Annotated in this window: 20 protein-coding genes; 12 read left to right on the top strand and 8 right to left on the bottom strand. The window is 43.6% G+C overall.

Annotated elements, in window-relative coordinates; translation table 11 throughout:
• Positions 1-268 precede the first annotated feature (268 nt).
• Positions 269-592, bottom strand: a complete 324-nt coding sequence (locus SHAL_RS16065; RefSeq protein WP_012278185.1) for a methyl-accepting chemotaxis protein — start codon at positions 590-592, stop codon at positions 269-271.
• A gap of 512 nt (positions 593-1,104) precedes the next feature.
• On the opposite strand from SHAL_RS16065, the gene SHAL_RS16060 reads away from it, so the two are divergent.
• Entirely contained in the window at positions 1,105-1,779 is a 675-nt protein-coding gene (locus SHAL_RS16060) for a DUF998 domain-containing protein (RefSeq protein WP_223296202.1), read from the top strand.
• Positions 1,780-1,986: 207 nt separating this feature from the next.
• Here SHAL_RS16060 and SHAL_RS16055 read toward each other — a convergent pair whose 3' ends face one another.
• The 3 genes from SHAL_RS16055 to ubiU all read right to left on the bottom strand — a co-directional run bounded on the left by SHAL_RS16055 (position 1,987) and on the right by ubiU (position 5,503).
• Complete coding sequence (locus SHAL_RS16055) at positions 1,987-3,117, bottom strand: S-(hydroxymethyl)glutathione dehydrogenase/class III alcohol dehydrogenase (RefSeq protein ID WP_041416059.1); 1,131 nt, start codon at positions 3,115-3,117, stop codon at positions 1,987-1,989.
• A 517-nt stretch (positions 3,118-3,634) separates the two neighbouring features.
• A complete protein-coding gene (locus SHAL_RS16050) occupies positions 3,635-4,492 on the bottom strand; it encodes a U32 family peptidase (protein WP_012278182.1) in 858 nt (285 codons plus the stop codon).
• Between the two features lie 9 nt (positions 4,493-4,501).
• The gene (gene ubiU, locus SHAL_RS16045; RefSeq protein WP_012278181.1) at positions 4,502-5,503 is read right to left on the bottom strand and encodes a ubiquinone anaerobic biosynthesis protein UbiU; all 1,002 of its coding nucleotides are present in this window, start codon (positions 5,501-5,503) and stop codon (positions 4,502-4,504) included.
• A 132-nt stretch (positions 5,504-5,635) separates the two neighbouring features.
• Here ubiU and ubiT point away from each other — a divergent pair, with 132 nt between their 5' ends.
• The gene (gene ubiT, locus SHAL_RS16040) at positions 5,636-6,148 is read left to right on the top strand and encodes a ubiquinone anaerobic biosynthesis accessory factor UbiT (protein ID WP_012278180.1); all 513 of its coding nucleotides are present in this window, start codon (positions 5,636-5,638) and stop codon (positions 6,146-6,148) included.
• Between the two features lie 165 nt (positions 6,149-6,313).
• On the opposite strand, the gene SHAL_RS16035 is transcribed toward ubiT, so the two are convergent.
• Positions 6,314-8,032 (bottom strand): RluA family pseudouridine synthase, encoded by a 1,719-nt coding sequence (locus tag SHAL_RS16035; RefSeq protein WP_012278179.1) that lies wholly within the window; start codon positions 8,030-8,032, stop codon positions 6,314-6,316.
• 230 nt (positions 8,033-8,262) lie between these two features.
• On the bottom strand, positions 8,263-8,520 hold the full coding sequence (locus tag SHAL_RS16030) for a YfhL family 4Fe-4S dicluster ferredoxin (RefSeq protein WP_012156237.1): 258 nt from the start codon (positions 8,518-8,520) through the stop codon (positions 8,263-8,265).
• A 270-nt stretch (positions 8,521-8,790) separates the two neighbouring features.
• Here SHAL_RS16030 and SHAL_RS16025 point away from each other — a divergent pair, with 270 nt between their 5' ends.
• The 5 genes from SHAL_RS16025 (at position 8,791) to SHAL_RS16010 (ending at position 13,673) form a co-directional block, all read left to right on the top strand.
• Positions 8,791-9,801, top strand: coding sequence for a helix-turn-helix domain-containing protein (locus tag SHAL_RS16025; protein ID WP_012278178.1), 1,011 nt, complete (start codon positions 8,791-8,793; stop codon positions 9,799-9,801).
• A gap of 239 nt (positions 9,802-10,040) precedes the next feature.
• A complete protein-coding gene (locus SHAL_RS23590) occupies positions 10,041-10,604 on the top strand; it encodes an amidohydrolase family protein (RefSeq protein WP_012278177.1) in 564 nt (187 codons plus the stop codon).
• The gene (locus SHAL_RS16020) at positions 10,601-11,419 is read left to right on the top strand and encodes an amidohydrolase family protein (RefSeq protein WP_012278176.1); all 819 of its coding nucleotides are present in this window, start codon (positions 10,601-10,603) and stop codon (positions 11,417-11,419) included. The genes SHAL_RS23590 and SHAL_RS16020 overlap by 4 nt, the downstream gene beginning before the upstream one ends.
• A gap of 215 nt (positions 11,420-11,634) precedes the next feature.
• Entirely contained in the window at positions 11,635-12,369 is a 735-nt protein-coding gene (locus SHAL_RS16015; protein ID WP_012278175.1) for a DUF3299 domain-containing protein, read from the top strand.
• A 47-nt stretch (positions 12,370-12,416) separates the two neighbouring features.
• Positions 12,417-13,673 carry a carbohydrate porin gene (locus SHAL_RS16010; RefSeq protein WP_012278174.1) on the top strand — a complete coding sequence of 419 codons (1,257 nt, stop codon included), beginning with the start codon at positions 12,417-12,419 and terminating at the stop codon, positions 13,671-13,673.
• Between the two features lie 123 nt (positions 13,674-13,796).
• Here the strand turns inward: SHAL_RS16010 and trhP are convergent, their stop codons facing one another.
• Positions 13,797-15,164, bottom strand: coding sequence for a prephenate-dependent tRNA uridine(34) hydroxylase TrhP (trhP, locus tag SHAL_RS16005; protein WP_012278173.1), 1,368 nt, complete (start codon positions 15,162-15,164; stop codon positions 13,797-13,799).
• A 288-nt stretch (positions 15,165-15,452) separates the two neighbouring features.
• Here trhP and SHAL_RS16000 point away from each other — a divergent pair, with 288 nt between their 5' ends.
• Positions 15,453-16,295: an HDOD domain-containing protein gene (locus SHAL_RS16000; protein WP_012278172.1), complete on the top strand. Its 843-nt coding sequence runs from the start codon at positions 15,453-15,455 to the stop codon at positions 16,293-16,295.
• Between the two features lie 125 nt (positions 16,296-16,420).
• On the top strand, positions 16,421-17,896 hold the full coding sequence (locus tag SHAL_RS15995) for a putative bifunctional diguanylate cyclase/phosphodiesterase (RefSeq protein WP_012278171.1): 1,476 nt from the start codon (positions 16,421-16,423) through the stop codon (positions 17,894-17,896).
• 74 nt (positions 17,897-17,970) lie between these two features.
• On the opposite strand, the gene SHAL_RS15990 is transcribed toward SHAL_RS15995, so the two are convergent.
• A complete protein-coding gene (locus tag SHAL_RS15990; RefSeq protein WP_012278170.1) occupies positions 17,971-18,447 on the bottom strand; it encodes a thioesterase family protein in 477 nt (158 codons plus the stop codon).
• Between the two features lie 453 nt (positions 18,448-18,900).
• Between SHAL_RS15990 and SHAL_RS15985 the strand changes: the two genes are divergently transcribed.
• The 3 genes from SHAL_RS15985 to SHAL_RS15975 all read left to right on the top strand — a co-directional run bounded on the left by SHAL_RS15985 (position 18,901) and on the right by SHAL_RS15975 (position 24,312).
• Complete coding sequence (locus SHAL_RS15985) at positions 18,901-19,341, top strand: OsmC family protein (protein ID WP_012278169.1); 441 nt, start codon at positions 18,901-18,903, stop codon at positions 19,339-19,341.
• A 477-nt stretch (positions 19,342-19,818) separates the two neighbouring features.
• The gene (locus SHAL_RS15980; protein ID WP_012278168.1) at positions 19,819-22,872 is read left to right on the top strand and encodes an EAL domain-containing protein; all 3,054 of its coding nucleotides are present in this window, start codon (positions 19,819-19,821) and stop codon (positions 22,870-22,872) included.
• A gap of 102 nt (positions 22,873-22,974) precedes the next feature.
• Positions 22,975-24,312, top strand: coding sequence for a DEAD/DEAH box helicase (locus SHAL_RS15975; RefSeq protein ID WP_041416056.1), 1,338 nt, complete (start codon positions 22,975-22,977; stop codon positions 24,310-24,312).
• The last annotated feature ends 157 nt before the right edge of the window (positions 24,313-24,469 follow it).

The raw sequence follows: 24,469 nt of genomic DNA, 5'->3' as shown, positions 1-24,469 counted from the left end.
ACTGTTAGTCGGCGAGATAACCGCCGTAAAATATCTCAGTAATACGATTCTATTATGATGTAGTGACATTCACTACTGTCGAATAGTTATTAGCTCAATATGATTATTTATATTGTATCGGAAGTTGACTAAAAAGCACAAAACTTTTTTATGGTTAAATCTTTTTTAAAACAGATGTTTGCAAATGTTTCGTTGGGGTTGATTTATTGTGTTTTATTTTCACTATCCCCTTTATGTTGTGACGGCGGAATGGGCTTTCGAAGCGGATTTAACTAAATGTTTTTCTCAAGTATTTTGTTTTTTCCGCATTGAACTTTAACTCCTTAATAGCGGCTTCAATCAAGTTGACTGCGCATAGAACCTCACTCGACGCTTGGCCTATTTGAGTCATATTTTGATTGATTTCACCGAAAACTAAGGATAGTTGCTCAGCTTCTAAGGCATTTTGTAGTGCTAATTGTTGAATACCTTTTATCGATTGATAGATGGTATCAACCTTTTTTGCGGGTATTTCGGCATTTTCGCTGCATAAAAATGCTTGAAACTTACTGTTATCCATCTGTATTGAGCACTGAGTCAGCATGGTAAACATTTTCTCGCAGATTTAATGACAAAACTGATAGGTATGTTGGATGCTGTATGAGGCTGATATGAGTTGGTCGCTTGGGGTTAATTTTACTTCTTGATTGATTAAGCTTGCTGGTTTTCTTGTCATTATTATTCAGTGTGGCAGTAAAAGCAGCGCAACAGCACTGCAATGCATTAACACAAGGTTGTAGAATGTAATATTAATACAAGCGTTTTAATTTTGAGCGGGTTTTTGTGTATCCTTTTGAACAACAAATTTGTTGACTAGTTTAGGCTGACTTTTTGGGTTTATTATCTTTCTACCCTATGTTTTTTAGATTGTTTTTAGTAAAACGCTTGATATTCTGTTTCTTAGGCTATAAGAATAACAAATGTGTTACATTCCTATGCCAGAAATGTTTGTTAAAACTCTGAGCTAGACCTCGTTACAGTAAGTCAATTCGATATACATTCATAAACGTTAATAAATAGGTTGAATCGGGAACTATGCTCGTTAAGAAATATAATAAAGTTTCAATGTTAGCTTTTAGGTTTGGCATGCTGGGTATTTTCGGACAAGTGCTAGGCCTCGTTCTATCTATCTTGATGTTCGTGCAGTTTGACGGTAAGGGCTTTAATTTTTTTTATAATACGCTAAGTGAGTTAGGTAGCTATGGGCATTCCTATTACGCTGTGATAGTAAATGCTGGGCTGTTCTTTGGTGGTCTCTGTGTGGTGTTATTTTGTTTGCTGAGCCTTCAAGTTGGCGACTCGGCTTGGAGTTATCCATTTCTTATCAACCTGGGACTGGCTTATTTAGCCTTTGCTGCGATGGGACTCTTCCCGATTAACGTCTATCATCTGCATATCATCGCGATGAAATATTTCTTTATCTTTGGCTGTATAAGTCTATTTTCCTACGGCTTGTATCAACTGTTCGTGAAAGAGTCGCAACGGTCAATCTTGACCCTAGTGTGTGCACTGCTGGCCTTTATTTCGATGGCCTCATTTTTGTTACTTCCTTTGCTGGAGTTAGGTTTCACGGATGGGGATCGTGCTTTTTACAATGAGATGTTGGTTGAACCTTCAAGAGCCGAAATATGGTGGCCAGCCATTATTCAATGGATTAGCTTGACCACATTTCTACTTTGGACCTGTTTAGTGATTAAGAGCAGGGCTGTTGGGTATTACTCTGACGAAAAAACTAATTAGTTAGGTGCGCCACTCATTTCCGCTGCCGCTTCAATCACCTTAGGTTTCAGCTGTTCAATGAGTGATGGCTGTATTGCTTGTGACCACTATCATTACACTAATACTTTAAAGATCTATTTGATGTGTTTTTCTATGGTTTTTAAGGGATATACCGGTTGCCTTAAACACAATAAGCGCCCGTGAGCGCTTATTGTTTTAAGCGATTATCTACTTGCCAAAGTGAAGAACGGTACGAATACTCTTACCTTCGTGCATTAGATCAAACGCGTCGTTTACTTGTTCAAGCCCCATAGTATGAGTGATGAAGTCGTCTAACTTGAACTCACCTGCCATGTAACGCTCAACGTACTCTGGTAGTTCAGAGCGGCCTTTAACGCCACCAAATGCACTCCCTTTCCATACTCGTCCTGTTACGAGTTGGAATGGACGAGTTGAGATCTCTTGACCCGCTCCTGCAACACCTATAATGACAGATTCGCCCCAGCCTTTATGGCAGCACTCAAGTGCGCTACGCATTACATGTATGTTACCGATACACTCAAATGAGTAATCCACACCACCGTCAGTGAGTTCAATTATCACTTCTTGAATTGGCTTATCGTAGTCTTTTGGGTTGATACAATCAGTCGCACCTAACTTACGAGCTAGCTCAAACTTGCTTTCATTGATATCGATAGCAATAATACGTGACGCTTTAGCCATCACGGCACCAATAATGGCAGACAAGCCAATGCCGCCCATACCGAATACAGCAACTGTTGAGCCTTCTTCTACTTTGGCGGTATTCATTACCGCACCCATACCCGTTGTTACACCGCAACCAAGTAAGCAAACTTCCTCAAGTGGTGCATCAGGGTTAACTTTCGCTAATGAGATCTCAGGTAATACTGTGTATTCAGAGAAAGTGGAGGTACCCATGTAATGGAAAATCTCTACACCATCTTTTGAGAAACGAGTGGTGCCATCAGGCATCAAACCTTTGCCTTGAGTTTCACGGATTTTCTGACAAAGGTTAGTCTTACCAGACTTACAGTACTTACACTCACCACATTCAGGGGTGTAAAGTGGGATCACGTGATCACCGACTTTAACGCTTGTTACACCTTCGCCAATAGATTCGACGATACCGCCACCTTCATGGCCAAGAATGCATGGGAAGATACCTTCTGGATCGTCACCAGAAAGGGTGAATGCGTCGGTATGGCATACGCCAGTTGCAATCATCTTAATACGCACTTCGCCCTTTTGAGGTGGCATTACATCGACGATTTCCATCGTTAGTGGCTCGCCAACGGCCCAAGCAACAGCGGCTTTTGATTTGATAGTTTTCGCGGTCATCATTTATTCCTACTTTTAAATGAGTTTATAAGTACGGCTTACCACCGTAGTGAGTGTGAAAGATTATAACTAATTCCATTTGCGTGATAATTGGCTGTGCATGCAAATAACTTTTGCAGTGGTGTAACAATAGTGTCTATCTTTATATAGAGGATTACCCTATGGATAATGTTGACTAATGTGCATAGTTTACGATAAGCATAGTGGCTAATAGTTGTTCTTTCCGATTTATTGTTTTGGCTTTATCTCAATTAACCAACTGGTTGTTGAGCAAACGCTTACCACTAGGTTTTATTCATTCATTTTTGGGCTAGGTGGTTGCGCCGCGTTCCACAAGCAGACCGTCGCTAGGTGCTAGGTGCCAGCCAAAGCCCAGCCTGCTAACCGTGCAGCGGAGGATTAAAATTAAACATAACAAAAAGCCCGCTTACCTTTCGATAAACGGGCTTTTTTCATAGAATGAGTTTTTTAGAACAACACGCTAAACCATGCCACTTAGTTGAATGTAGTGGTGTTTTTAGCAGGCAGCCACTTGGTTAAATCCGGCTGTTTGGTGCCAATAGCCATTACAGGATAAGGTTTTATCGCTGCAGGGTTGCTGTAGAACATGTTCTGCAATTTCAATACTCTTCAGGCTATTTGGTGACACTCTAAAGTAGTCGACTCCCATCTGCTTCATCTGCTCAACCTCATTGGATAGATCAATTAAGCTTGCCGATTGGGTTTGAATACCGTTGAGCCTGAGTAGAGGTTGAGCATCCATGGTTTGGGCGAGCAATCCCTTGGAATGGGATAAGCACACGATTTGGCAGTTATCTTTTTGTAGTCCCTGCTGCCTAGCGGTAAAGCAACGTGCAGAGTGAGCCAGTGGCAAATAGCCATGACCAAAGACTTCCACTTCAAAAGGGATCGGCTGTTCAGTTTCGATAACGCTGGTTAACCACTCTTTAGACAACTCGACAGGCATCACGAAGCGCTGCATACCCCACTGGTGGAGTTTTTTAAGAGTGGCGAAATTATAGTTGTTCACCGTTGGGCCGCAGACAAAGGGTAAGTTACGTTCCTTTGCAGCTTGTACCGCGCCGATATCATTGGCTTCAATAATAAATTCGCCATTATCGACATGTTTTTGTAGCTCTATATATTCAGATGGTGCCTCTAGCAGAGCAAGAGTGGAGATCACCACTTGTTTTCCAGACTCCTTTAGCATCTGTGCAAGTGCAAAATAATCTGAAAACTTAAGCTGGCGTCGGCGACTACATACGGTTTCGCCTAAGTAAATCAAAGGGATATTGCTCTGGGCGACGTGCTCATAAAAAGCGTTAACTTTTTCTTTTTCCCAGCAATATTGCAGTGGTCCGAGTGACGTTTTCATTATTAATCCTTATTGCCAGTTACGCTCATAAGCGCCAAGAGTCGTAGTTTGTCCCTCTGAAACCTTTGCTAGTGCCTGATCCCAAGCCTGTTGCGTTTGGTATTTCTCTGGTGCGGACTTATAGCTGTCGATAGCTGCGCGCCACACTTTAGTGACCTGCTCAACATAAGCAGGGCTACGTTGACGTCCCTCAATTTTCAATGAAACCACATTGGCTTTAGCCAGCTCAGGCAGCAGACTCAAGGTGTTCAGACTCGTAGGAGACTCCAGAATGTGGCTAGGACTATTGTTTTCGTCCGTGGTGTAACGACCTTTACATACCACTGGGTAGCCCATCTGCTCATCTAGGCCTGATTTATCAATCAATACATCGTTAAGTAGCGTTAGACGGTTGCTGTCGACTTCCTGCCAGCGAACATGTTGGGCTGGTGAGCATGAGCCGCCCGTATTAGGGGATTGCCCAGTAACATAAGATGATAGGTGGCAGCGCCCCTCAGCCATGATGCATAAACTACCAAAGGCAAATACCTCTAGATCTACGGGGGTAACCTTGGCTAAATCGCGCACCTGCTTCATCGATAACACTCTTGGCAGTACTGCGCGTTCAATATTGAACTCCTCTTTATATAGCTTTAGTGCACCAAGGTTGGTGGCACTGGCCTGAACCGACAGATGTAGGGGGAGATGAGGATAACGGCTATGCGCGTAATCCAGTAAGGAAACATCTGCCATGATCAAGGCGTCAACCCCTGTGCTGGCGGCGAGGTCGATGGCTTCGTACCAACGATTCTCTTCACCCGGCTTAGGAAAGGTGTTGATCGTTAAAAATATTTTCTTGCCACACTTCTTTGTAAACTCAGCCGCTTGTTGCAGCTTTTTGGGGGTAAAGTTTAATCCAGCAAACGACCGTGCATTAGTATCATTCTTCAGACCTAGGTAGACGGCATCGGCCCCAGCATTAAGTGCGGTTTTCAGTGATGCGAGGTTTCCCGCGGGGCAAAGTAGTTCCATATGCTTGCTCCAAAAGTAATGAAACAGGAGTTTAAAATGGAATGAAGATCATATTTTTGATGTAAAACATGTTTGTGATCATAAAAGCTAGGTAAAATTATCTTCTTTGCCCCATTTTGGAAACATATTCATATGCAAGGTTTTTTTCCTAACAAGTTAGCTCAACAAGTACTCGAATTGGGACCGAAAGTCATCGCTCGTCCGCTTTCACTTGTGCCATTTTCCCTTAAAGCTGACCTGTTAAAGCGGATCCTAACGTTATTACTTGCAGAGCAGGCTCAGGATGATGAGCTGGAGTTTTTAGCCGATCGTTGGGTTGCGGTAAAGGTTGAAGACTTAGGACTAACCTTTGAAGTGAGTTATAACGGCCATTGGCTAGTTAGGCCTGAGCAAGGGGCTGAGGTGACTTTTGCCGCACAATCGAAAGAACTACTGCTTGTCGCCGCAGCAAAAGAAGATCCTGATACACTGTTTTTCCAGCGTAAGCTCTGCATTGAGGGCGACACTGAACTAGGGCTTGAAGTAAAGAATTTGCTACTAAGCGTAGAGTTTGATGCTATGCCTACGGCAATTCGCGTAACGATTGCGAAGCTAGCTGAAGCGTTACAAACCTTGCAAACGAAAGCCGAGCCGTCATTCGCTTAACCAACCAAGCTAACAAGATAAGAGCATACAAGGTTGCCATCGACTTAGATTGACTCATGCACTACTTGTGAGTAGTGCATGAATGTACGATTAAGGCGACGGACGTTATATTAGGGCAAACAGCTGCCTTCTACTATGTTACCCAGTGCCAGTTCAAGAAAAACATTAAGCCTCTAGGATAAAGTCGGCATTCACCTCAAAGGTTAAACGCTCCTTGCTCACAGGATGATTGAGTACCAGCTTTTGGGCATGAAGGTGTAATCGATTGGCTTTGCTTCCATAAAGATCATCGCCAATAATTGGCAGGTGTAAGCCATCATGATGAGCGCAATGCACTCGCAGTTGATGGGTCCTTCCTGTGTGGGGATAGAGATATAGCATGGTGTGTTTCTCGCTGCGAGATTTTACCTGCCACAGGGTATGGGCATGCTTACCATGCTTATAACACACTAACTGGCGCGGCCTGTCGTCTAAGTCGACTCTAAGCGGCAAACTAATTTCCCCTTGCTCCCCTTGCACCACTCCGGCAACTTGCGCGACGTAACGCTTTTCCACTGTTCGAGCAATAAACTGCTGCGCCAGTGACTTATTGGCGTCACGGGTCAGCGCAATCACCATTAAGCCTGAGGTCGACATATCCAACCTGTGGACGATGAGCGGGCCAGTAGCCTGAGGAAACATCGACTTCATCCGAGCATAAACAGAGTCTGTCACATTTTTACCCGGCACAGAGAGAAACTCAGCAGGCTTATTGATCACTGCCATCGCCTCATCTTGATATAAAACCTCGATAGATTTGCCTTCGGCGGGATTGCTCAGCAATGGATTAGGATCCATCTCGACACCTTCGAGCATGTGGCTCAAAATGGGTTGGCACTTACCCTGACACGAACCATAGAAGTTCTTATGTTGCTTGATCTCAGACTTAGGCGACGCGCCCCACCAAAATTCTGCCATTGCGAGTGGCGTCAAGCCTTGGCTAAATGCAAATTGCAGCAGTTTCGGCGCGGCGCACTCACCGGCACCCGCTGGCGGTTGTTGATTGGGGGCTGATTTAAATATCTCATTGAGATCTTTAAATTCACCTGCACGGTTCAAGAATCGGTACTGGGCAAACAACTGTTTTTGCAATTTATTAGAGAGTAGAGCTCGATTAGACTTAATTACAGCTATCTCACCGAGTAGCTGTTCTAACTGTAATGACACCTCGGCACATCGATTATCCCACTCTTGCTTGGCAGCTTTTAACTGAAATTTCTCAGCCACACTCTCTTTACCTAGTTCAATATTAAGCTCATTAATGACAGCTTGATTTTGCTCTGCTTCTGCAAGAGTACGGCGCAATTTGCGTGCCTTACGGTTTTCAATAATTTGCGCTCGAATAGTCTCTAATTCGCTATCGGCTTGACTGCGTAGCTCAGCGACTTTTGCAGTTAACCCCTCAATTTCAGGGCGTTGCTGCAAGCTTTGTAGTTGCTCTGTCAATTGGTTGAGCGTTAGCGTACCAGCTTGAAAGAAACTTCCCTGCGTTAGCATATCGAATACTGGCGGCACAAAACCATTGAGTAGATTTTGCTCGGCTAATTTGCCGGAAAACGCCGCTAAATAGCCAAGCTGCCCGCTTGAGTTACGCACGATAAGTACGCCAAACATTTTACCAATGGCCGCAGTTTTAGCAGCGTCTGCAACCTTGTTTGAATCATCTTCTAAGCCAAAGTTATGCTGCCAGTCAGTTTGAGTCGTTAAGTACTCTTGCAGCTCGGAGGCGGCCAATAAACACAGAGGGTGCGGCTCGTAGTAAAACGGAAAGGTAAAACGCTGTGGCAGCTCGTAACTATCGATAGCCGATTTAAACGGGGTAAAACAGTGCTGAGCTAAATACATGGGCAGTTAATATCTTTTTGAGAGGTAAACGGGCGCTAAACTTGGATGAAAGCAAATAAGCTTGAATGCAATTAAGGGCTACAAAGCCAGAGCTAGCGAGGTATTGCGGCTAATTTTACGCTGTCAGACTAACGAAGTCATCAGTTGATACTGGCTTTTGAGATTGCAGCATGGCTTTACTACAAAACAAAATGGAGCCATTTGGCTCCATTTTTATCGCTAAGATAAGCTTATTCGACAGGCTTACCTGTGATGATATGGTACTTAATTAATAACTCATCGTCAGATTCTTTGTGGTCGGGGTCGACCGCGATACAGTCGATAGGGCACACAGAGATACAGGTAGGTTTGTCGTAATGGCCGACGCATTCGGTGCAAAGTACAGGATCGATTTCATAGATCTCTTCGCCCATAGTAATGGCCTGGTTAGGACACTCGGGTTCACACATGTCGCAGTTGATACAGCTGTCGTCGATTAATAATGCCATTAAATTAGCGTGCCTATTAAATTTACTTAAACCCCGCCTATGCGGAGCAGTCTAAAAATGATATCTAGCAATTATATCATACAAAGGTGTGTAGACTAGGCTCCTAGCGCGGTGAAGGCGGACTATTATCACGCTTATGGCGAGCTTTGAATCCATGTTGGTAGTTTTTGAACGTCAAGATGAGTGCTAGTGGTGTTATAGACAGGCTTTCGATATTGATTTATAAATGAAAATAGTACTTAGGGAGAAATTATCACTTAGGAAGAAACTATGCCGTCGGATTCTAATAATGAAGCAATACCGCTTATTCAGCGACAAGATGTGGTATTTTTTGCAAGTTTGCTCAGAGGGTTAGATGGCAGTATTTATCCTATGTTGCAGCAGGCAAAGGTGCCAGTTGATCTGTATTCGAGTGAGAATAGCTATGATTATCTGCCTGAAAATACGGTTAAAAACCTTATACAAGCCTTGGGAGAAAAGTTAGAGCACCGAGAGTTTATTCAGCTGGTTAGCAGCGCCTGTAAGAATATCTATATTCCCGGTTTTATTAGACGCCTGACTCAAAGGGGCTCTTTAAGAGAAGCACTGGATGAGTTTGCAGAGCAATTAAAATCAAATTTGACCCATACTAAAGTGTATACCCAATTCACAGGGGGGCGTTGGTGGTTAGTGCGGGAAAAAGAGGGGGTGGATGAGGCATGGTTTACCCATGCAGAACTTTTTTCTGTTATTTTTATTTGTGAACTGTTATCAGCGCTCACGGCTAATAAATGGCGTCCGAAACAAGTGGGGATTCAGTCTTCTGATGACGCAGTGTTTTCTACTTTACCGCAATTGACTCGAAGTCAGTTTTTTACCAATAGGCCAGTAACGGCTTTTTCTATCGAAACAATCTTAATGGCTGCACCTGTTAGTCATCCCTATATTTCGACTAAAGATCATGTTGCTGCAATCCCTTCATTAGATTGCTTTTTAGGAACTTTCAAGTTGGCAATTCAACCCTATCTGTCGATGGGAAAGTTACCAATCAAGACTGCGGCGCAAATTCTTCATTTAAATGTCAGAACATTGCAGCGGCGCTTAGCAAAAGAGAATGTTCAATATGGCGTTATTATTGAAGAGATGGTGCTTGAGCAAACCTTGGATCTGTTAAAGTGTCCTTCGTTAAAGATCACCTCAATTGCGATTCGGATGGGCTACTCTGACTCTGCACATTTTACCCGGGCTTTCAAGCGGCAAATGAATATGACGCCTACTCAATACCGTCGTCAATTCACTTAATTCTGCGCTATTTAAGAAACAAATCATTTATCTTTAAACCTCCATTTTGTTACCTCTTGTCGCCAAATGGCTATTTATCAGTCTTGAATTAGTCCAAAATTTAACCTAGCTTACGAAGTGTTAGCAATAAGTAAGTACAAATTATGTATTTACAGCGGCTAATTTTGTAACGCTTTTTTAAGTATGGACTGTTACGCGAGGTGAAAATTCACCAAGTATGGATAACTTGAGGTGCACAAATGAAAAACCGAACGTTGAAGATGTCTGTTGTTGCTGTTTCTTGCTCATTAGCTTTTTCTGTTAGCGCTGAGTCGACTCTGTTTACCAATGTAAATGTGTTTGACGGTAAGAAAGATGAGCTACTAAAAAACTATCAAGTATTAGTGGTAGATAACAAGATCAGTAAAGTATCTAGCGAAGCGATTTCTGTGCAAGATGCGACAGTGATTGATGGTAAAGGTATGACATTAATGCCGGGACTCATCGAAGGTCACGGCCATCTACAGATGAACGGCACCTCTTTACCTGATATTGAAAATAACCGTAATTGGGAAGAGTTGGCCGCACGTTCTGCGGCGCGGGCAAAGTCGGCATTGATGTCTGGCTTTACCACTTGGCGTGACGCTGGTGGTATGGGCGCTGGCCTTAAAAAGACCATCGATAGCGGTGAGCTAGTCGGTCCTCGCATTTATCCCTCAGGCGCATTTATTGGCCCTACGGGATCCCATGCGGATTTTCGTAACTTTATACGCCTAACGAAACGTTCTACGGCCACAACTCCTCAGGCGGCCGCCTTGGGATGAGCTGCACAGCAGACAGCATAGGTGACATTAAAGCCTGTGCCCGTCAAAACTACATGCAAGGCGCAACACAAATTAAGCTGATGTCTAGTGGTGGTGTCGCTTCATCGTTCGACCCGTGGCAGCTTAATGCCTATTCTTTAGAGGAGCTGCAAGCCGCTGTTGAAGTGGCCAATGCTTATGGCTCCTACGCTATGTCGCACGCTTACAGTAAGGTATCACTGCTGCGCAACTTAGAGGCTGGCGTGAAAACCTTAGAGCATGCTTTTATGTTCGATAAAGATGTGTACAAGGCGATGAAAAAAAATGATGCCTATATGACCACTAATATGACGGCATTTTCGCCTTATTTAGGCGAAATTGAAGCGATTAACTCTAACCCCGCATCGGCGCGTAAGGCTAAAACCGCGCAAGCCGCTTTTGGTGACTACATCGACAATGTAAATAAGTATCAGCCTAAGCTAGGTTTCCACGTGGACTGTGTCGGCGGCGTTGCGGCCTGTGAGCAGCAAGCTGACCACTCGATTTACCTAAGTGGCAAGTTCTTGGGCAACCATTACACCTTGCTATCGATGACATCGGTAAACGGCGAAATCGTTAAGCTGGCGGGTGAAGTGTTAGACCCTTACTTTGAAGGTAAGCTTGGGGTTGTCGAAGAGGGCGCATATGCGGATCTGCTATTAGTGGATGGTAACCCACTACAAGATCTAACGGTAATTGGTGCAAATGAGAAATGGTTTGATGCCCCTAAGCGTGATGGTATCGAGACTATGAAGATCATCATGAAAGATGGTGTGATTTATAAAAACACTCTGTAATTTGATGGGGGCGTCTTAAGGATAAAGGCAAGCCATCTAGCTTGCCTTTTTTATCAATAGGCTCTTATTTATAGGCTGTCTTGTCCTGGAATGTGTTTACAGGCCTTACTCAACAAGCTTTTATCTATAAGCGGGCTCTACTAGCGGGTTTGAACAATCAGCGTGAAGGGCTATCGGTAAAAGTATATGTAGGAAACAATATTTTAGAGGGCGCGATGAAGAAAGTATTATTAATGTTGTTGAGCTTATCTTTTGCGGTTCATGCAGACTCTGAAATGGCTAATGTACAGCCGTTAGACGTGCAAGCACTAGATGTGCAAGCATTAGATGTGCAAGCATTAGATTGGCAAGTGCTGGCGCCAATCATTAACGAGCAAGACGTGCGTTTACCCGATGTAACAGAGAGTCAAAAACGTTTATTGGCGAGCGTGATTCAACTGCAAGATAGCGCAAAAGCGCTTGATAAAGAAAATGCCGTTAAAGCACGCCAACGTCTAATTGATGATGGTGTCGATGTTGATGTGGTGCTCGATGCAAGAGCGCGCTATATGGCGCTTGCGCAGCGAAGAGCCGAGAGTTTAAATACTGAGGTTAATGGTAAGCGGGTTAGCGTGTCAGGCTTTGTAGTACCGACTAAATTTAATGGCGTCAAAGCAACAGAGTTTCTGTTACTGCCTTATGCCGGTGCATGTATCCATATGCCGCCCCCTGCGGCAAACCAAATTGTGAAATTGAGTTATCCGCCGGGGTTTGAAGTTGAGAATGTACAATTTCCAGTGACGGTGCGCGGCACAATCAACGCAGATAAGCAAACTGAGTTAGTGCAATTGGTTGATGGCAAAATGAATGTCACCATGGGCTATGCTATGGATGCACTAACGATTGAGAAATATTACGCTGATGCGATACCTAGCCCAGCTGCTCAAGATCACCAAGCACATGCTCACTAATTGATTGATACACATGGAATGAAAGGCGCGTTAACAAGGAAATCTGTATGAATACAATGCGTTTAGCGGTTTTAATCGGAGGGTGTCTTGCTTGTGGCAGCCTGTTTAGCGTTGCTAGCTTTGCCAGTACCAGTTATGCCAGTACCAGCTTTGGTAGCCCCAATACCGTAGATAACACCATCAAAGACAATACCCGTAAGAAAGAGTCTTGGCGTGAAAACTTAGCCAGTGAGCATAACCTGACTTTGGGACTGGATTATCAAGTGCTTGGGTTGTCGGCAAGTTCTCCTACCGAAGGCGGGGACGATAACTCTGCGGCGGGTGTGGCTCGATTTTACGGTTCTTGGAACCTGACAGGGTTAGAGAGCGGCAATGTAGGTGGATTAGTGTGGAAAGTAGAGCATCGACAGGCTTATACCGATACAGCTCCAAAATCCTATTCATTTATTGAGCCTGGGCTTGGCTACATTGGCATGATAGGTCCTACCTATAGCGACCAAGGTGGCCGACTGACCAACCTCTATTGGAAGCAGCAATTTAATCAGGGTAAAACCGCGCTAATGGCGGGCTACTTAGATACATCTGATTATGTTGATACCTATGCATTAGCAAGTCCATGGACTGGGTTTACCAATCTAGCATTTAGCACCGGTGCGGGGGCTATAGGCCTGCCTGACGATGGAATTTTGGGGCTTGCTGTTGGTCATATGCTTGATGAGAACTTTTATATTATTGCCGGGGCTGCTGATGCGAAAGGACGCTCAGATAAGCCTTTGGATGGTTTTGAAACCCTGTTTAATGATCATAAGCTGTTTACCACATTTGAGTTTGGCTGGACGGCATCACAGGAGCATATTTATACCGATAATGTGCACCTGACTCTGTGGCATATCGATGGGGGAACACAGCATAATCTCACCCAACCAAGTGAAAGTGGTCAAGGGGTTAACTTCTCCGCCAGTTTCTTTGTTACGCCGCAGATTATGCCTTTTATTCGCGGTGGATTTTCTGAAGGTGATGTGGCGCTATACGATAAATCGTTAACATTGGGTGTGGGTTACTTTGGTTTAGGCGCTGAGAAAAATAACTTAGGTTTTGCGATTAACTTCAGCGAAGTGAATGAGAACTTAGGCAAGGCCTATGGCGTTACTGACGACAAGCAATTTACTTCAGAGCTCTATTACAACATGAGTCTGGGTGAGTTTGTGCAGTTAACCCCTAATATTCAATATATTGATAACCCCGCTATCTCAACAGAAAAAGATACATGGGTGTTTGGTTTGAGGGCGAGAGTGACTTTCTAACAAGCTTATAGTTAACAAGCTCAAACTTATTCAACCCAAACTAAAAAGGCCTCTAAATAGAGGCCTTTTTTAAATTTTTAGCGTTCAGATTTCAGAGTTGTGTTCAGAACTCTGCAATGAGTGTTAAGCTGTAGGCTGATGTGGGTTACGGGTATCTTGGCCTTGTGGCAAGTTACGCAGTAACACAGCTTTGTCTAACTCAACGCCTGCTGGTACGTCTAGGAAGACGAAGTGTCCTGAACCTAGCCCAGCCTCAACACTTTCACCTTTACGGTTGATTAGGCTATCAACATTCATTGTTAGGTTACCTTGTGGCGTCATCACTTCAACACTGTCACCAACAAGGAACTTGTTCTTCACATCAACTTCGGCAAAACCTGCTTCGTTACGAACACCGGTGAACTCACCAACAAACTGCTGAGTATCGCTAATCGAGTAGCCATAGTCATAGTTTTGGTATTCATCATGTACGTGACGACGTAAGAAACCTTCGGTGTAACCTCGGTGTGCCAGACCTTCTAGGTTGTGCATCAAGGTACGGTCAAAATCTTTACCCGATGCCGCATCCTCAATCGCTTGACGATAAAGCTGCGCGGTACGTGCAACATAGTAGAAAGACTTAGTACGACCTTCGATTTTCAGTGAATCGACGCCCATCTTGGTTAAGCGCTCTACGTGTTGAATCGCGCGTAAGTCTTTTGAGTTCATGATGTAAGTACCATGCTCATCTTCAAACGCAGGCATATACTCGCCTGGACGTCCAGCTTCTTGAAGCAGTACGATTTGATCAGATGGCTGACCCGCACCTAGTGTTGGTGTCTCAATCTGCACTTCTGGGTTAACGGCAATAATGTCGCCGCTTTCAGTTTGCTTAGCTTCGTGTACATCGTACTTCCAGCGGCAAGCATTGGTGCATGTGCCTTGGTTAGGATCACGTTTGTTGATATAGCCTGACAATAAGCAGCGGCCAGAATATGCCATACATAGTGCGCCGTGAACGAACACCTCTAACTCGATATCTGGGCAACGTTGACGAATTTCTTCAATCTCATCAAGAGATAACTCACGAGAAAGAATGACACGCTTGATACCCTGAGATTCCCAAAATTTAACCGATGCCCAGTTAATGGCGTTTGCTTGAACTGACAAATGCACTACTTGGTCTGGAAATGCTTCACGTACCATCATGATAAGACCCGGGTCTGACATGATTAACGCGTCAGGCTGCATCGCAACCACAGGCTCCATATCCTTAATGTAAGTCTTAAGCTTAGCGTTATGCGGTGCGATGTTGCTCACCACATATAGCTTCTTGTTTAAGCTGTGGGCTTCTTTAATACCCGCTGCTAGGTTTTCCATTTTAAAGTCGTTATTACGCACGCGAAGACTATATCTTGGCTGGCCGGCATAAACAGCATCGGCGCCATAGGCAAAGGCGTAACGCATATTTTTCAATGTGCCAGCAGGGGACAATAGCTCAGGTTTAAACATAATAGCTTCTCTGTTAACGGATAAGGATTAGACAATCGGCCGCGCATTTTACTTAATGCGGGTATACTAATGCAAGAAAGTCAGCCGAATATAATAATTGGCTTTGGGACGTACCGTGTCGTTTATCTTGATATTCTGTGAACATCTTATCATTTTGAAGCCGATTTTACAGAAAACATATCGTTTGCTTAACTATTGCACCAGTAAGATGATTTTGATCGGAACTCTCAGGTTTGAGCTGATATACTCAATTCGCTGCAAATTAATACGATTTAAAAGGGAGTTGGGATGTCTACGGAACATCGAGTATTAGTTGGTTTATTAAAAAAATTAAAGTCAGATTCCTTGGTCTTGCCGACTTTGCCTGAAGTGGCCATGCGAGTACAAGAAGTGGTCGGCCAAGAAGATACTAGTTTAAAAGATGTCGCCAGTATTATTGGTCAAGACGCGGCAATTTCAGCTCGGGTTATTCGCATTGCAAATAGTGCCATGTATAGCCGTGGGATCCCTGCGGAAAACGTTAATGCAGCAATTAATCGTATTGGGCTCATGCAGATAAAATCGATTGTAACGTCGATTGCTATGGAGCAACTCTTTATCTCGACCAACCAGATGGTCTGGCAAGTGATGGATGAAGTATGGAGCTCATCCATTGATGTAACTGCTGCCGCGTGTGCGATGCTGCAAATTTACAATGCGAATCATCCTAGTAGCAAACTTAACTTCGACACTATGACATTAGCGGGTCTAGTACATAACATTGGCGCCTTGCCTGTACTGACTGAAGCAGAGGCGCAGCCAGAGCTGTTTGACAGCATCGAAATGTTGCGGGCTTTAGTGAAAAAGCTGCAGGGGCCATTAGGGCGAGCTGTACTTAAGAGTTGGGAGTTCTCACCTGATGTGATGCAGGTGGTTGAGCGTTGGTCGGATCTTACCTATAACGCTGAACAAGTTAGTTATTTAGACTTTATTCGCGCAGCAGCATTCTATACGGGAGAGCTTAGAGCGGGTAATGATTTGGAGCAAAGGATGACAGCCTTTATCGAGCGTGGTTTACCAGTATCGGTTGATGAGTTAGCGGGTGATATATTCCAAGAAGCCTATCAATCTATCAAGGCGAGTTACGAATAACCTTGATGTTTAAATAGTGATGCTATGAAAACTTAAACGATAGTGTGTGCTGGCATAGGGGCTAGCAGGCACTATAGTTTATAACAAAAGAAATTGAGATTTTATAACGGTAAAAGTACTCATAGATGGATAGTTTTTGGATGATTTCCACCGTGTGTTTGTTGCTGGTTATTTGGTTAGCATGCGCACTCTGGCGGCAGCAAAAACTTCGCCACTTTGTAAGTCAGTTACTTGAGTCCTTTGAGCAGCGCGGCTTTGTTCTTCCCGCTAACACCTCTCTATCTGTACAGCTGAGTGAATTAACAGATTCCGTTAATCAGTTACATATTCAGAGCCAGCAAGCCGAGTGCGATAAACTTACCGAGCTTGATAATCGTTTGAGTATGAAGCGCAAAATGGCCCAATTAATGCCGCTGAATAAAGGCAGCTTGGTCCTGCTGGATATTTATCGCTTTCGTTATGTAAATGACCTATTTGGATTTAACTTTGGTGATGAGCTACTAAAACAGATGGCAGCAAGAGTAAAAGACTTATCTCCCGATGGGTCTTTGATAGCCAGAATGAATGAAGATGAATTTCTTATCTATTTCACTAGCGCAATGTCGTCACCGCAACTACTGCAACTGATCGATAATCTACAACTACCCTACGATATTTTTGGTAGTATCATCACCACAAGAGTGCAGGTGGGGCACTTGGCTTTAGAGCCTTTTCATAGTGACATTAGCACCATGCTACGTAGGCTTGATTTAGCACTAAAAAAAGCCAAGACTCATGATGTCGCACTATCTGAATATCTACTGGGTGATGATGTGGTGCAACTACGAGAGGTGTCCATTATTAATAGCCTTGCTAAGGCGTTACGTGATGGTGAACTTTATATGGTTTATCAGCCTAAGCAGAGCTTCCCCAAAGGAGATTGCCAGCAAGTTGAGGCATTAATGCGTTGGCAGCACCCGCAACTTGGCAGCATATCTCCTGCCGAGTTTATTCCACTTGCAGAGTATTCTGGCATGATCGATATCGTCAGCCAATGGGTACTCGATGAGGTGTTTGCCCAGCAAGCCCTATGGCGCCAAAAAGAGATTAAATTACAGGTGGCTGTGAACCTGTCGACTCAAGACTTGCGTAGTGCCTCCTTGATAACAGGCATAAAAGCAAGACTAGAGCAGTATCAACTCGAGGCAAGCGCTATCTCGATTGAAATCACCGAAAGTAAATTGATGCAAGATCTCGATGGTGCCGTAGCAACGATTAACCACCTGCGCCAGCTTGGCGTCGATGTTGCTATTGATGATTTTGGTACTGGTCACTCCTCGTTGGCTTACCTTAAGTACTTACCTGTCGATGAAGTGAAGATAGATAAGGCATTTCTAGATGATTTAGACGTTGATGCAAGAGCTTGGCACATTATGGATACAAGTATCCGATTAGCCAAAGGCTTAGGCTTTAAGGTGACGGTTGAAGGCGTTGAGACCGAAGAGATATTACAATTATTGCTGGGTATGGGCGTAGACAAAGTTCAAGGGGATATTTTTTCAAAACCGTTAAAACCTAAAGAGCTTGAATCACGTTGGCCTAAATTAAGTGATGCAGGTTAGTCGTATAAACAGGGTAAACAATTAAAGGTAAGCAGCTCAAGCAAGAGCTTATTACCTTTAATACTCATTACATTTTAAAAGATAACGACTTCAGAAAAAGCCTCACTCAGGCGTTCAATTAATAGCTGAGGCATAGGGCTGAGTTGACGTTTCTTATTCATACATACCATTTCTATCTGCGCTGTTACCGCTGGTTTCTTACCGTCTGGACGCCAGATCTCTTGTAACCAAACAGTGCGATATTTACTTTCGAAGTAGAACTTAGTTCGAATATCGATGATTTCGGCAAACTCAACGCCATCATGGCAGAGCATATCGCTGCGATACACTGCAAAACCTAAGTCATGCTCATCCCATAAACTCGCTAAGCTATTGGCCCCAATAACGTGTTCACGGGCGCGCTCGAAATATTTTAAAAAATTCGGATGGTAGACCACGCCTGAAAAATCCGTATCTTCATAATAGATCTGCACAGGAAAGTGATAGGTTTTACTTCTCTGATCAGGCTTAGTGTCAGTAGGCTTAGGGAGTACAGTGTTGGGTTGTGACATAGTTATTTAGTCTAGTCTTTGCTGCTGTAGAGTATTTGCCGACAAGCTTAACATATACCCAAACGACTTGAACATGCTCATTTCAGAGGTCTTGTGCGAGTTCAATTCTAGGCGCATTAGCGTAGGAATGGTGGCTCCCTTTTAAGCTAGTGCAACAACAAAGTGGGCTTGCGCAAAGCCTTCGTCGATGGGGGTTAATGCACTTTCTGCTGCGTTATTGATCTTGCTAAGGGAACAACCATTAGCTGCAATCAACGCCTTGCTTAAAGCGCATTAAATTCCCACTGAATTCTGCATCTTTAGGTGGCTTGGATATAGACCTTGATTTGCTTAGGAATACATTCGGTAAATGTACAAATTGTGAGTTATATTTGAGTTTTTAGTTAATTATCCATTAGAATAATCTTATTGAATAAGGCCTTGTTGAAAAAAGTCTAATGGAGTTGTGTTGAGATGGCAGAGAAAATTATTGAGTTAAAAACACATATGGGTGAAGGCTGGAAAGTCACCGCTCAGGTAAGAGAACACCAATTAATAATCGATCAACCGACCGCGGGTGACGAAGGGGCTAACCCATTAGAGACGTTTATTTTTTCACTGGCTGGCTGTATTTCTACAATAGCGAGAATGGTCGCAAGAGAGCAAAAAATTAAGCTTAACCATTTTGATGTGTCCATTAAAGCACAGCTAAATACGTTAGGGCTGCTTGGCAAGGCTACTGACGATCCTGTTGGATTTAAACATATCGATATCACCGTTGAGATGGATGCTGCAGTCAATAGTGAGCCGTTAACCGAAGAACAAAAGCAGGTGTTTATCGATACAGTCTGTCATCGCTGCCCAGTGCATGACAACCTGCTTAAGCCGACGTTAGTGACCCATCAAGCGGGCTAATAGTGAATATTTGCAATATTTCATCATATCTCACCTGTGATGAAGTATTGCTCGATTGCTTAAGCGACTTATCGCCTAAAGAATAGCTCGCTCCTTGTTATTCATCCCCTGACTCTCTACGCGGATAGCTCTTATTAAGAGACTTTTTATCGTACTGACTATCGCACTTTTTATCGTACTTTTATTGCACTTAGTGACTCACTAGCCATAAATTCTCCCTCGTCAGATGATGAGTTAGTGCAATATTTCGCCTAAATTCTTTGAACTTTAGTTATTTAGTGTTTATCTTTGTAAGAGGCTGATAAAGCAGCTGAGTCCAATATTGTCCCACATCGGCGGAGCATTAGACTCTTTTTAGGTTTGGTAGGAGTTAATGGTTTAATTAATACGAACAAGGCGTAATCGTCGCCTTCTAGAATAGGTTATGAACTATAAAAATAACTTTGAAAAGAAATTATCAAGGATGAATAGCTTCTTATGGATCAAGGCTTAATTCTCTCTCTCATACAAAATACCGCCTTATTACTTGCGATAGTACTCGTCTATGACGCCTTTCCGCGTACTCAAAAGCGTTCATTAGCTATTTTATGGCGTGTCGGCAGCGGTTTTTTCGTTGCCGTTATCACCATCTCCCTCATGTTAATGCCCTGGCAGTACAGTGATGGTATTTTCTTAGATTCAAGAACCGTTATTCTAAGTGTTTGTGGTCTGTTTTTTGGAGGTATCCCCACTCTAGTCGCAGTGGTTCTAAGTTGCCTATATAGGTTGAGTGAAGGTGGAATCGCCGTATGGTCAGGCGTAGGTACCATAGTGACATCAGGCCTTATTGGTTACCTGTGGGGAAAGTATCGTAAAGGTGATATAGAGGATATCAGTATCAGTGAGTTACTGGCCTTTGGTCTTATGACTAATAGTGTGGCATTACTCTGGGGCTTGACCATGCCAACTGAAATGGCTATCGACCTATTAAAACAGATCACTATTCCCTTGTTGATAATCTTTCCTACCACGACTGTTTTATTGGGGTTGTTATTATCTCGGCGCATCGAAATTGAGCGAGAGCAAAAGCTCAAGTTACAGGATCACCTACTGTTTAAGTCGCACTTTAAGGCTGGCAATATGGGAATTGCCATAACGAACAAAGATCATGAATGGATTAAGGTGAATCCAAATTTTTGTGAGATGCTCAAATATTCCGAGCAAGAATTATTGGGGTTATCTTGGCCGGAGTTAATGCTACAGCAAGATTTTCACCTCTATAAGCATCATTTTAATCAGATGCTGAAAGGTGATATTAACGAATTCGAGCTCGATATTCGTCTAATTTCAAAAGATGAGGCCATCGTATACACCTATATGACGGTCGCCTGCCAAAGATCCCAGTCCAAAGTCGAGTTGGTTATTACGGGGTTACAGAATCACACCTTACAAAAAGAAGCCGAGATAGAGAAGCTTGCGAGTCAGGAGCAGCTAAGTTTAGTACTGGGTAGCAGTGAGTTAGGCTTTTGGGACTGGGACATTCATAGCGATATTATAGAGCGTAACGAGCACAGTGCTAAACTGCTAGGTTGTGATGTCGAGACCTTAAATCGCGAACAGAAACGGTGGACCAATGCTATTCATTCTGAAGACAGAGCTACGGTATTAAAGTCGATTGATGCGATCTTAAATGGTGAAACGGATCAATATAAGCTGGAGTACCGTATCCATAACCAGAGCAATGAGACCTTGTGGATCCTTGATTTGGGTAAGGTGATGAGCCGTGACGAAAGTGGTAGCCCGATTAGAATGTGCGGCATACATACAGATATAACCGATAGAAAACAGGTTGAAGACTCACTAAAGTTAGCGGCTTCTGTGTATAACAACAGTAGTGAAGCCATGAGCGTACAAGATGGACAAGGCTTTATTATTAACATCAATGCGGCATTTACTGATATTACTGGCTACAGCGAAGCCGAAGTTAAGCAGCAAAATATTAAAATCCTACAGTGTAATCGTAATAATCTTCGTACTTATGAGCAGATGAACCTAGCAGTAGAGGAGCACGGTCGCTGGGAGGGAGAGGTCTGGCTTAGACGTAAAAATGGTGAAGAGTTTGTGGTTTGGTTAACGCTTAATGCGTTATTTGATGCTAAGGATCAGGTTCTACACCGAGTCGCACTGTTTTCTGATATCACAGAAAAAAAACAAGCTGAACAAATTATCTGGAAACAGGCGAATTACGATCCGTTAACTGGGCTACCTAACCGACGTATGTTGCTCGATTATCTTAGTGCAGAAATATTAAAATCAGATTGTCGCGAGCAGCATTTTGCAATAATGTTCATCGATTTAGATTACTTTAAAGAAGTTAACGATACCTTAGGCCATGACATGGGAGATATGTTGCTCTCTGAAGCGGCAAAGCGCCTTAAAGCCTGTATAAGAGATACTGATGTCGTGGCGAGATTGGGCGGTGATGAATTTACTGTGGTGCTACCCAATATCACCGATATTAAAGGTGTGGATAACGTCGCGAAACATATATTAGCGCGCATTGCAGAGCCCTTTAACTTAGGTGAAGAGACGGCATATATTAGTGCAAGTATTGGTATTACACTTTACCCCGATGATGCCTCAACCATTGAAGGCCTGCTAAAGCATGCCGATCAGGCAATGTATGCAGCCAAAGATGAGGGGCGAAATCGCTTTCATTACTTTACGGCCTCTATGCAGCGATACGCTAAACATAGAATGCGTTTAATTCAAGATCTGCGTCATGCGATAGTAAATAATGAGTTTGAGTTATTTTATCAGCCGATTGTTAGTTTGCAGCAAGAGAGTAAATTAAAGGCCGAAGCCCTCATTCGCTGGCGTCATCCGAAACGCGGTTTAGTTTCTCCCATCGAGTTCATTACGGTTGCAGAGGAAACCGGACTTATTATTGAGATCGGTAACTGGGTCTTCCAGCAGGCGGCTCGACAGAGTGCCTTATGGCGGGACAGATTTGGTGTTGAGGTGCAGATCAGTATTAACAAATCTCCGGTCCAATTTAGAGATGAAGGAGAGAGCTTTGAGTCTTGGGCTGCTCTGTTAAAAACATTGAATTTAAGTAATAACAACATCTGTATTGAGATCACCGAGGGCTTATTGCTCGATGGTAACAGTGCGATTTCATCAAAGCTTGCTCAATATCGACAGTCTGGTATACAGGTCTCATTGGATGATTTTGGAACTGGATACTCCTCACTGGCTTATCTTAAGAAATTTGAGATAGACTATTTGAAGATAGACCAATCCTTTACACGAAACTTAGACAGTAATAGTGATGATTTTACCTTGTGCGAAGCGATTATTGTGATGGCGCATAAATTGGGTATGAAAGTGATTGCAGAGGGGGTTGAGACGGACTACCAACGTAAGGTGTTAAGCGATGCCGGCTGTGATTATGGCCAAGGATACCTATTTTCAAGGCCCGTCCCGGTTGAAGAGTTTGAGCAGGCCTTTCTCTATACGACAAACAAAGTAATAGAAAAGACTACGGCCTGATCTCGGCAATTTGTTTTGATTAGTATAATCTCACGCAGTATTTTGCTAGACTCCGCGCTCACTTTTATTCCTTATACTCTTATTAACTCTATTGAGCCGACCATGAACTTTGATGCATTCGATTTACATCCCAAAATATTAGATGCAGTTTCTGCGCGCGGTTATCAGCAATTGACCCAAGTTCAATCGCAGGTATTACCCGTTGCAATGGAAGGCAAAGACATTATGGCCTGTGCGCAAACCGGAACCGGTAAAACGGCTGCGTTCGCCCTGCCTCTACTCAATCGATTAATTCAAGAGTACAACCTTTTTACTGAAGGTGATCTGGAACCTGAACACCAGTCTAAGGTAAAGGTGTTAGTTTTAACCCCAACTCGTGAACTTGCTATTCAGGTGGCTGACAATATCTCGGCTTACGCCCAGTTTTTGCCATTTAAGACGACCGCAGTTTATGGTGGTTCAAACATGAATCCACAGCGTAAGGCCTTGCAAGCTGGAGTCGATATCCTAGTGGCTACGCCGGGTCGCCTATTTGACCATATTGGCCAATTCGGTTTAGATCTGTCGAATGTGACTCACTTAGTGGTTGATGAAGCCGATCGCATGTTGGATTTGGGCTTTGTTCGCGATATCGAAAAAGTAAAAAAGCTGGTGGCTGCGACTCACCAAACATTATTTTTTTCAGCCACTTACAGCGAAGCGGTTAAAACACTGGCCGAGAAAATGTTGCTAGCGCCAGAGTGGATTAATGTGGCGACATCGGCCACGGCAAGCCTAATCACTCAAGAAGTTTATTTGGTCGATACTCGCCGTAAAGCGGAACTACTTTCGGAGCTAATTGGCCGAAATAATTGGCAACAAGTATTGGTGTTTGTCAGTACTCGAGAGAGCGCAGAGCATCTGCACGCTGAATTAAAACTCGATGGCGTAAAAAATGCGGTGTTCCATGGTGAGAAGACTCAAGGCGCTAGAAACCGTGCATTAGATGAGTTTAAATCTGGCAAGCTACGTGTCATGGTGGCGACCGATGTTGCTGCTCGTGGTCTAGATATTGAAGCACTACCTTTAGTGATCAACCTTGAGCTGCCGTTTGCCGCCGAGGACTATGTGCACCGAGTGGGTCGTACAGGTCGTGCAGGTCTTGCTGGCCGCGCGATTTCGTTTGTATCGCCTCAAGACAGAGAGATGCTGCAAGAAATTGAACTGTTAATTGAGCAGACACTACCTTGTATTACGATGCCGGGCTATGAAGAGGGCGCACCTTTACCGGCTCGTTATCGCGACGTTGTGGTTAAGCCAGTTAAAGAGAAAGGCCATAATAAGCGTAAGTATGAAGATAAAAACCGTCCAGTCAAAAATGCAGTCGGAAAAAGTAATTACCGCAGCGCAGCGTCGGGCAAAAGTAGCTATGGCCGCTCGAAAGACAAAGCTAAGAAATAGCGCCGATATCGAATAATACTCATCTAAGAAAGTGAACATATCTATTGCTAGTGTGTTCACTTTTTTTATGGGTTAAAGTTGGTCTTTTTGCAGGAAATGTAAAAAGAAAATTTAAAGGGAAATACTAGCAACTTGGAGAAGGAATGAATGGAATCTA

Origin of the sequence: Shewanella halifaxensis HAW-EB4 (genome assembly GCF_000019185.1) — a bacterium.
GTDB lineage: Bacteria > Pseudomonadota > Gammaproteobacteria > Enterobacterales > Shewanellaceae > Shewanella > Shewanella halifaxensis.
This window is presented reverse-complemented; position numbering and strand designations above follow the sequence as displayed.

Excerpts from the sequence above, each read along its gene's own strand:
- SHAL_RS16065 (WP_012278185.1), bottom strand. The coding sequence starts at position 592 with ATGTTTACCATGCTGACTCAGTGCTCAATACAGATGGATAACAGTAAG.
- SHAL_RS16060 (WP_223296202.1), top strand. The coding sequence starts at position 1,105 with ATGTTAGCTTTTAGGTTTGGCATGCTGGGTATTTTCGGACAAGTGCTA.
- SHAL_RS16055 (WP_041416059.1), bottom strand. The coding sequence starts at position 3,117 with ATGACCGCGAAAACTATCAAATCAAAAGCCGCTGTTGCTTGGGCCGTT.
- SHAL_RS16050 (WP_012278182.1), bottom strand. The coding sequence starts at position 4,492 with ATGAAAACGTCACTCGGACCACTGCAATATTGCTGGGAAAAAGAAAAA.
- ubiU (WP_012278181.1), bottom strand. The coding sequence starts at position 5,503 with ATGGAACTACTTTGCCCCGCGGGAAACCTCGCATCACTGAAAACCGCA.
- ubiT (WP_012278180.1), top strand. The coding sequence starts at position 5,636 with ATGCAAGGTTTTTTTCCTAACAAGTTAGCTCAACAAGTACTCGAATTG.
- SHAL_RS16035 (WP_012278179.1), bottom strand. The coding sequence starts at position 8,032 with ATGTATTTAGCTCAGCACTGTTTTACCCCGTTTAAATCGGCTATCGAT.
- SHAL_RS16030 (WP_012156237.1), bottom strand. The coding sequence starts at position 8,520 with ATGGCATTATTAATCGACGACAGCTGTATCAACTGCGACATGTGTGAA.
- SHAL_RS16025 (WP_012278178.1), top strand. The coding sequence starts at position 8,791 with ATGCCGTCGGATTCTAATAATGAAGCAATACCGCTTATTCAGCGACAA.
- SHAL_RS23590 (WP_012278177.1), top strand. The coding sequence starts at position 10,041 with ATGAAAAACCGAACGTTGAAGATGTCTGTTGTTGCTGTTTCTTGCTCA.
- SHAL_RS16020 (WP_012278176.1), top strand. The coding sequence starts at position 10,601 with ATGAGCTGCACAGCAGACAGCATAGGTGACATTAAAGCCTGTGCCCGT.
- SHAL_RS16015 (WP_012278175.1), top strand. The coding sequence starts at position 11,635 with ATGAAGAAAGTATTATTAATGTTGTTGAGCTTATCTTTTGCGGTTCAT.
- SHAL_RS16010 (WP_012278174.1), top strand. The coding sequence starts at position 12,417 with ATGAATACAATGCGTTTAGCGGTTTTAATCGGAGGGTGTCTTGCTTGT.
- trhP (WP_012278173.1), bottom strand. The coding sequence starts at position 15,164 with ATGTTTAAACCTGAGCTATTGTCCCCTGCTGGCACATTGAAAAATATG.
- SHAL_RS16000 (WP_012278172.1), top strand. The coding sequence starts at position 15,453 with ATGTCTACGGAACATCGAGTATTAGTTGGTTTATTAAAAAAATTAAAG.
- SHAL_RS15995 (WP_012278171.1), top strand. The coding sequence starts at position 16,421 with ATGGATAGTTTTTGGATGATTTCCACCGTGTGTTTGTTGCTGGTTATT.
- SHAL_RS15990 (WP_012278170.1), bottom strand. The coding sequence starts at position 18,447 with ATGTCACAACCCAACACTGTACTCCCTAAGCCTACTGACACTAAGCCT.
- SHAL_RS15985 (WP_012278169.1), top strand. The coding sequence starts at position 18,901 with ATGGCAGAGAAAATTATTGAGTTAAAAACACATATGGGTGAAGGCTGG.
- SHAL_RS15980 (WP_012278168.1), top strand. The coding sequence starts at position 19,819 with ATGGATCAAGGCTTAATTCTCTCTCTCATACAAAATACCGCCTTATTA.
- SHAL_RS15975 (WP_041416056.1), top strand. The coding sequence starts at position 22,975 with ATGAACTTTGATGCATTCGATTTACATCCCAAAATATTAGATGCAGTT.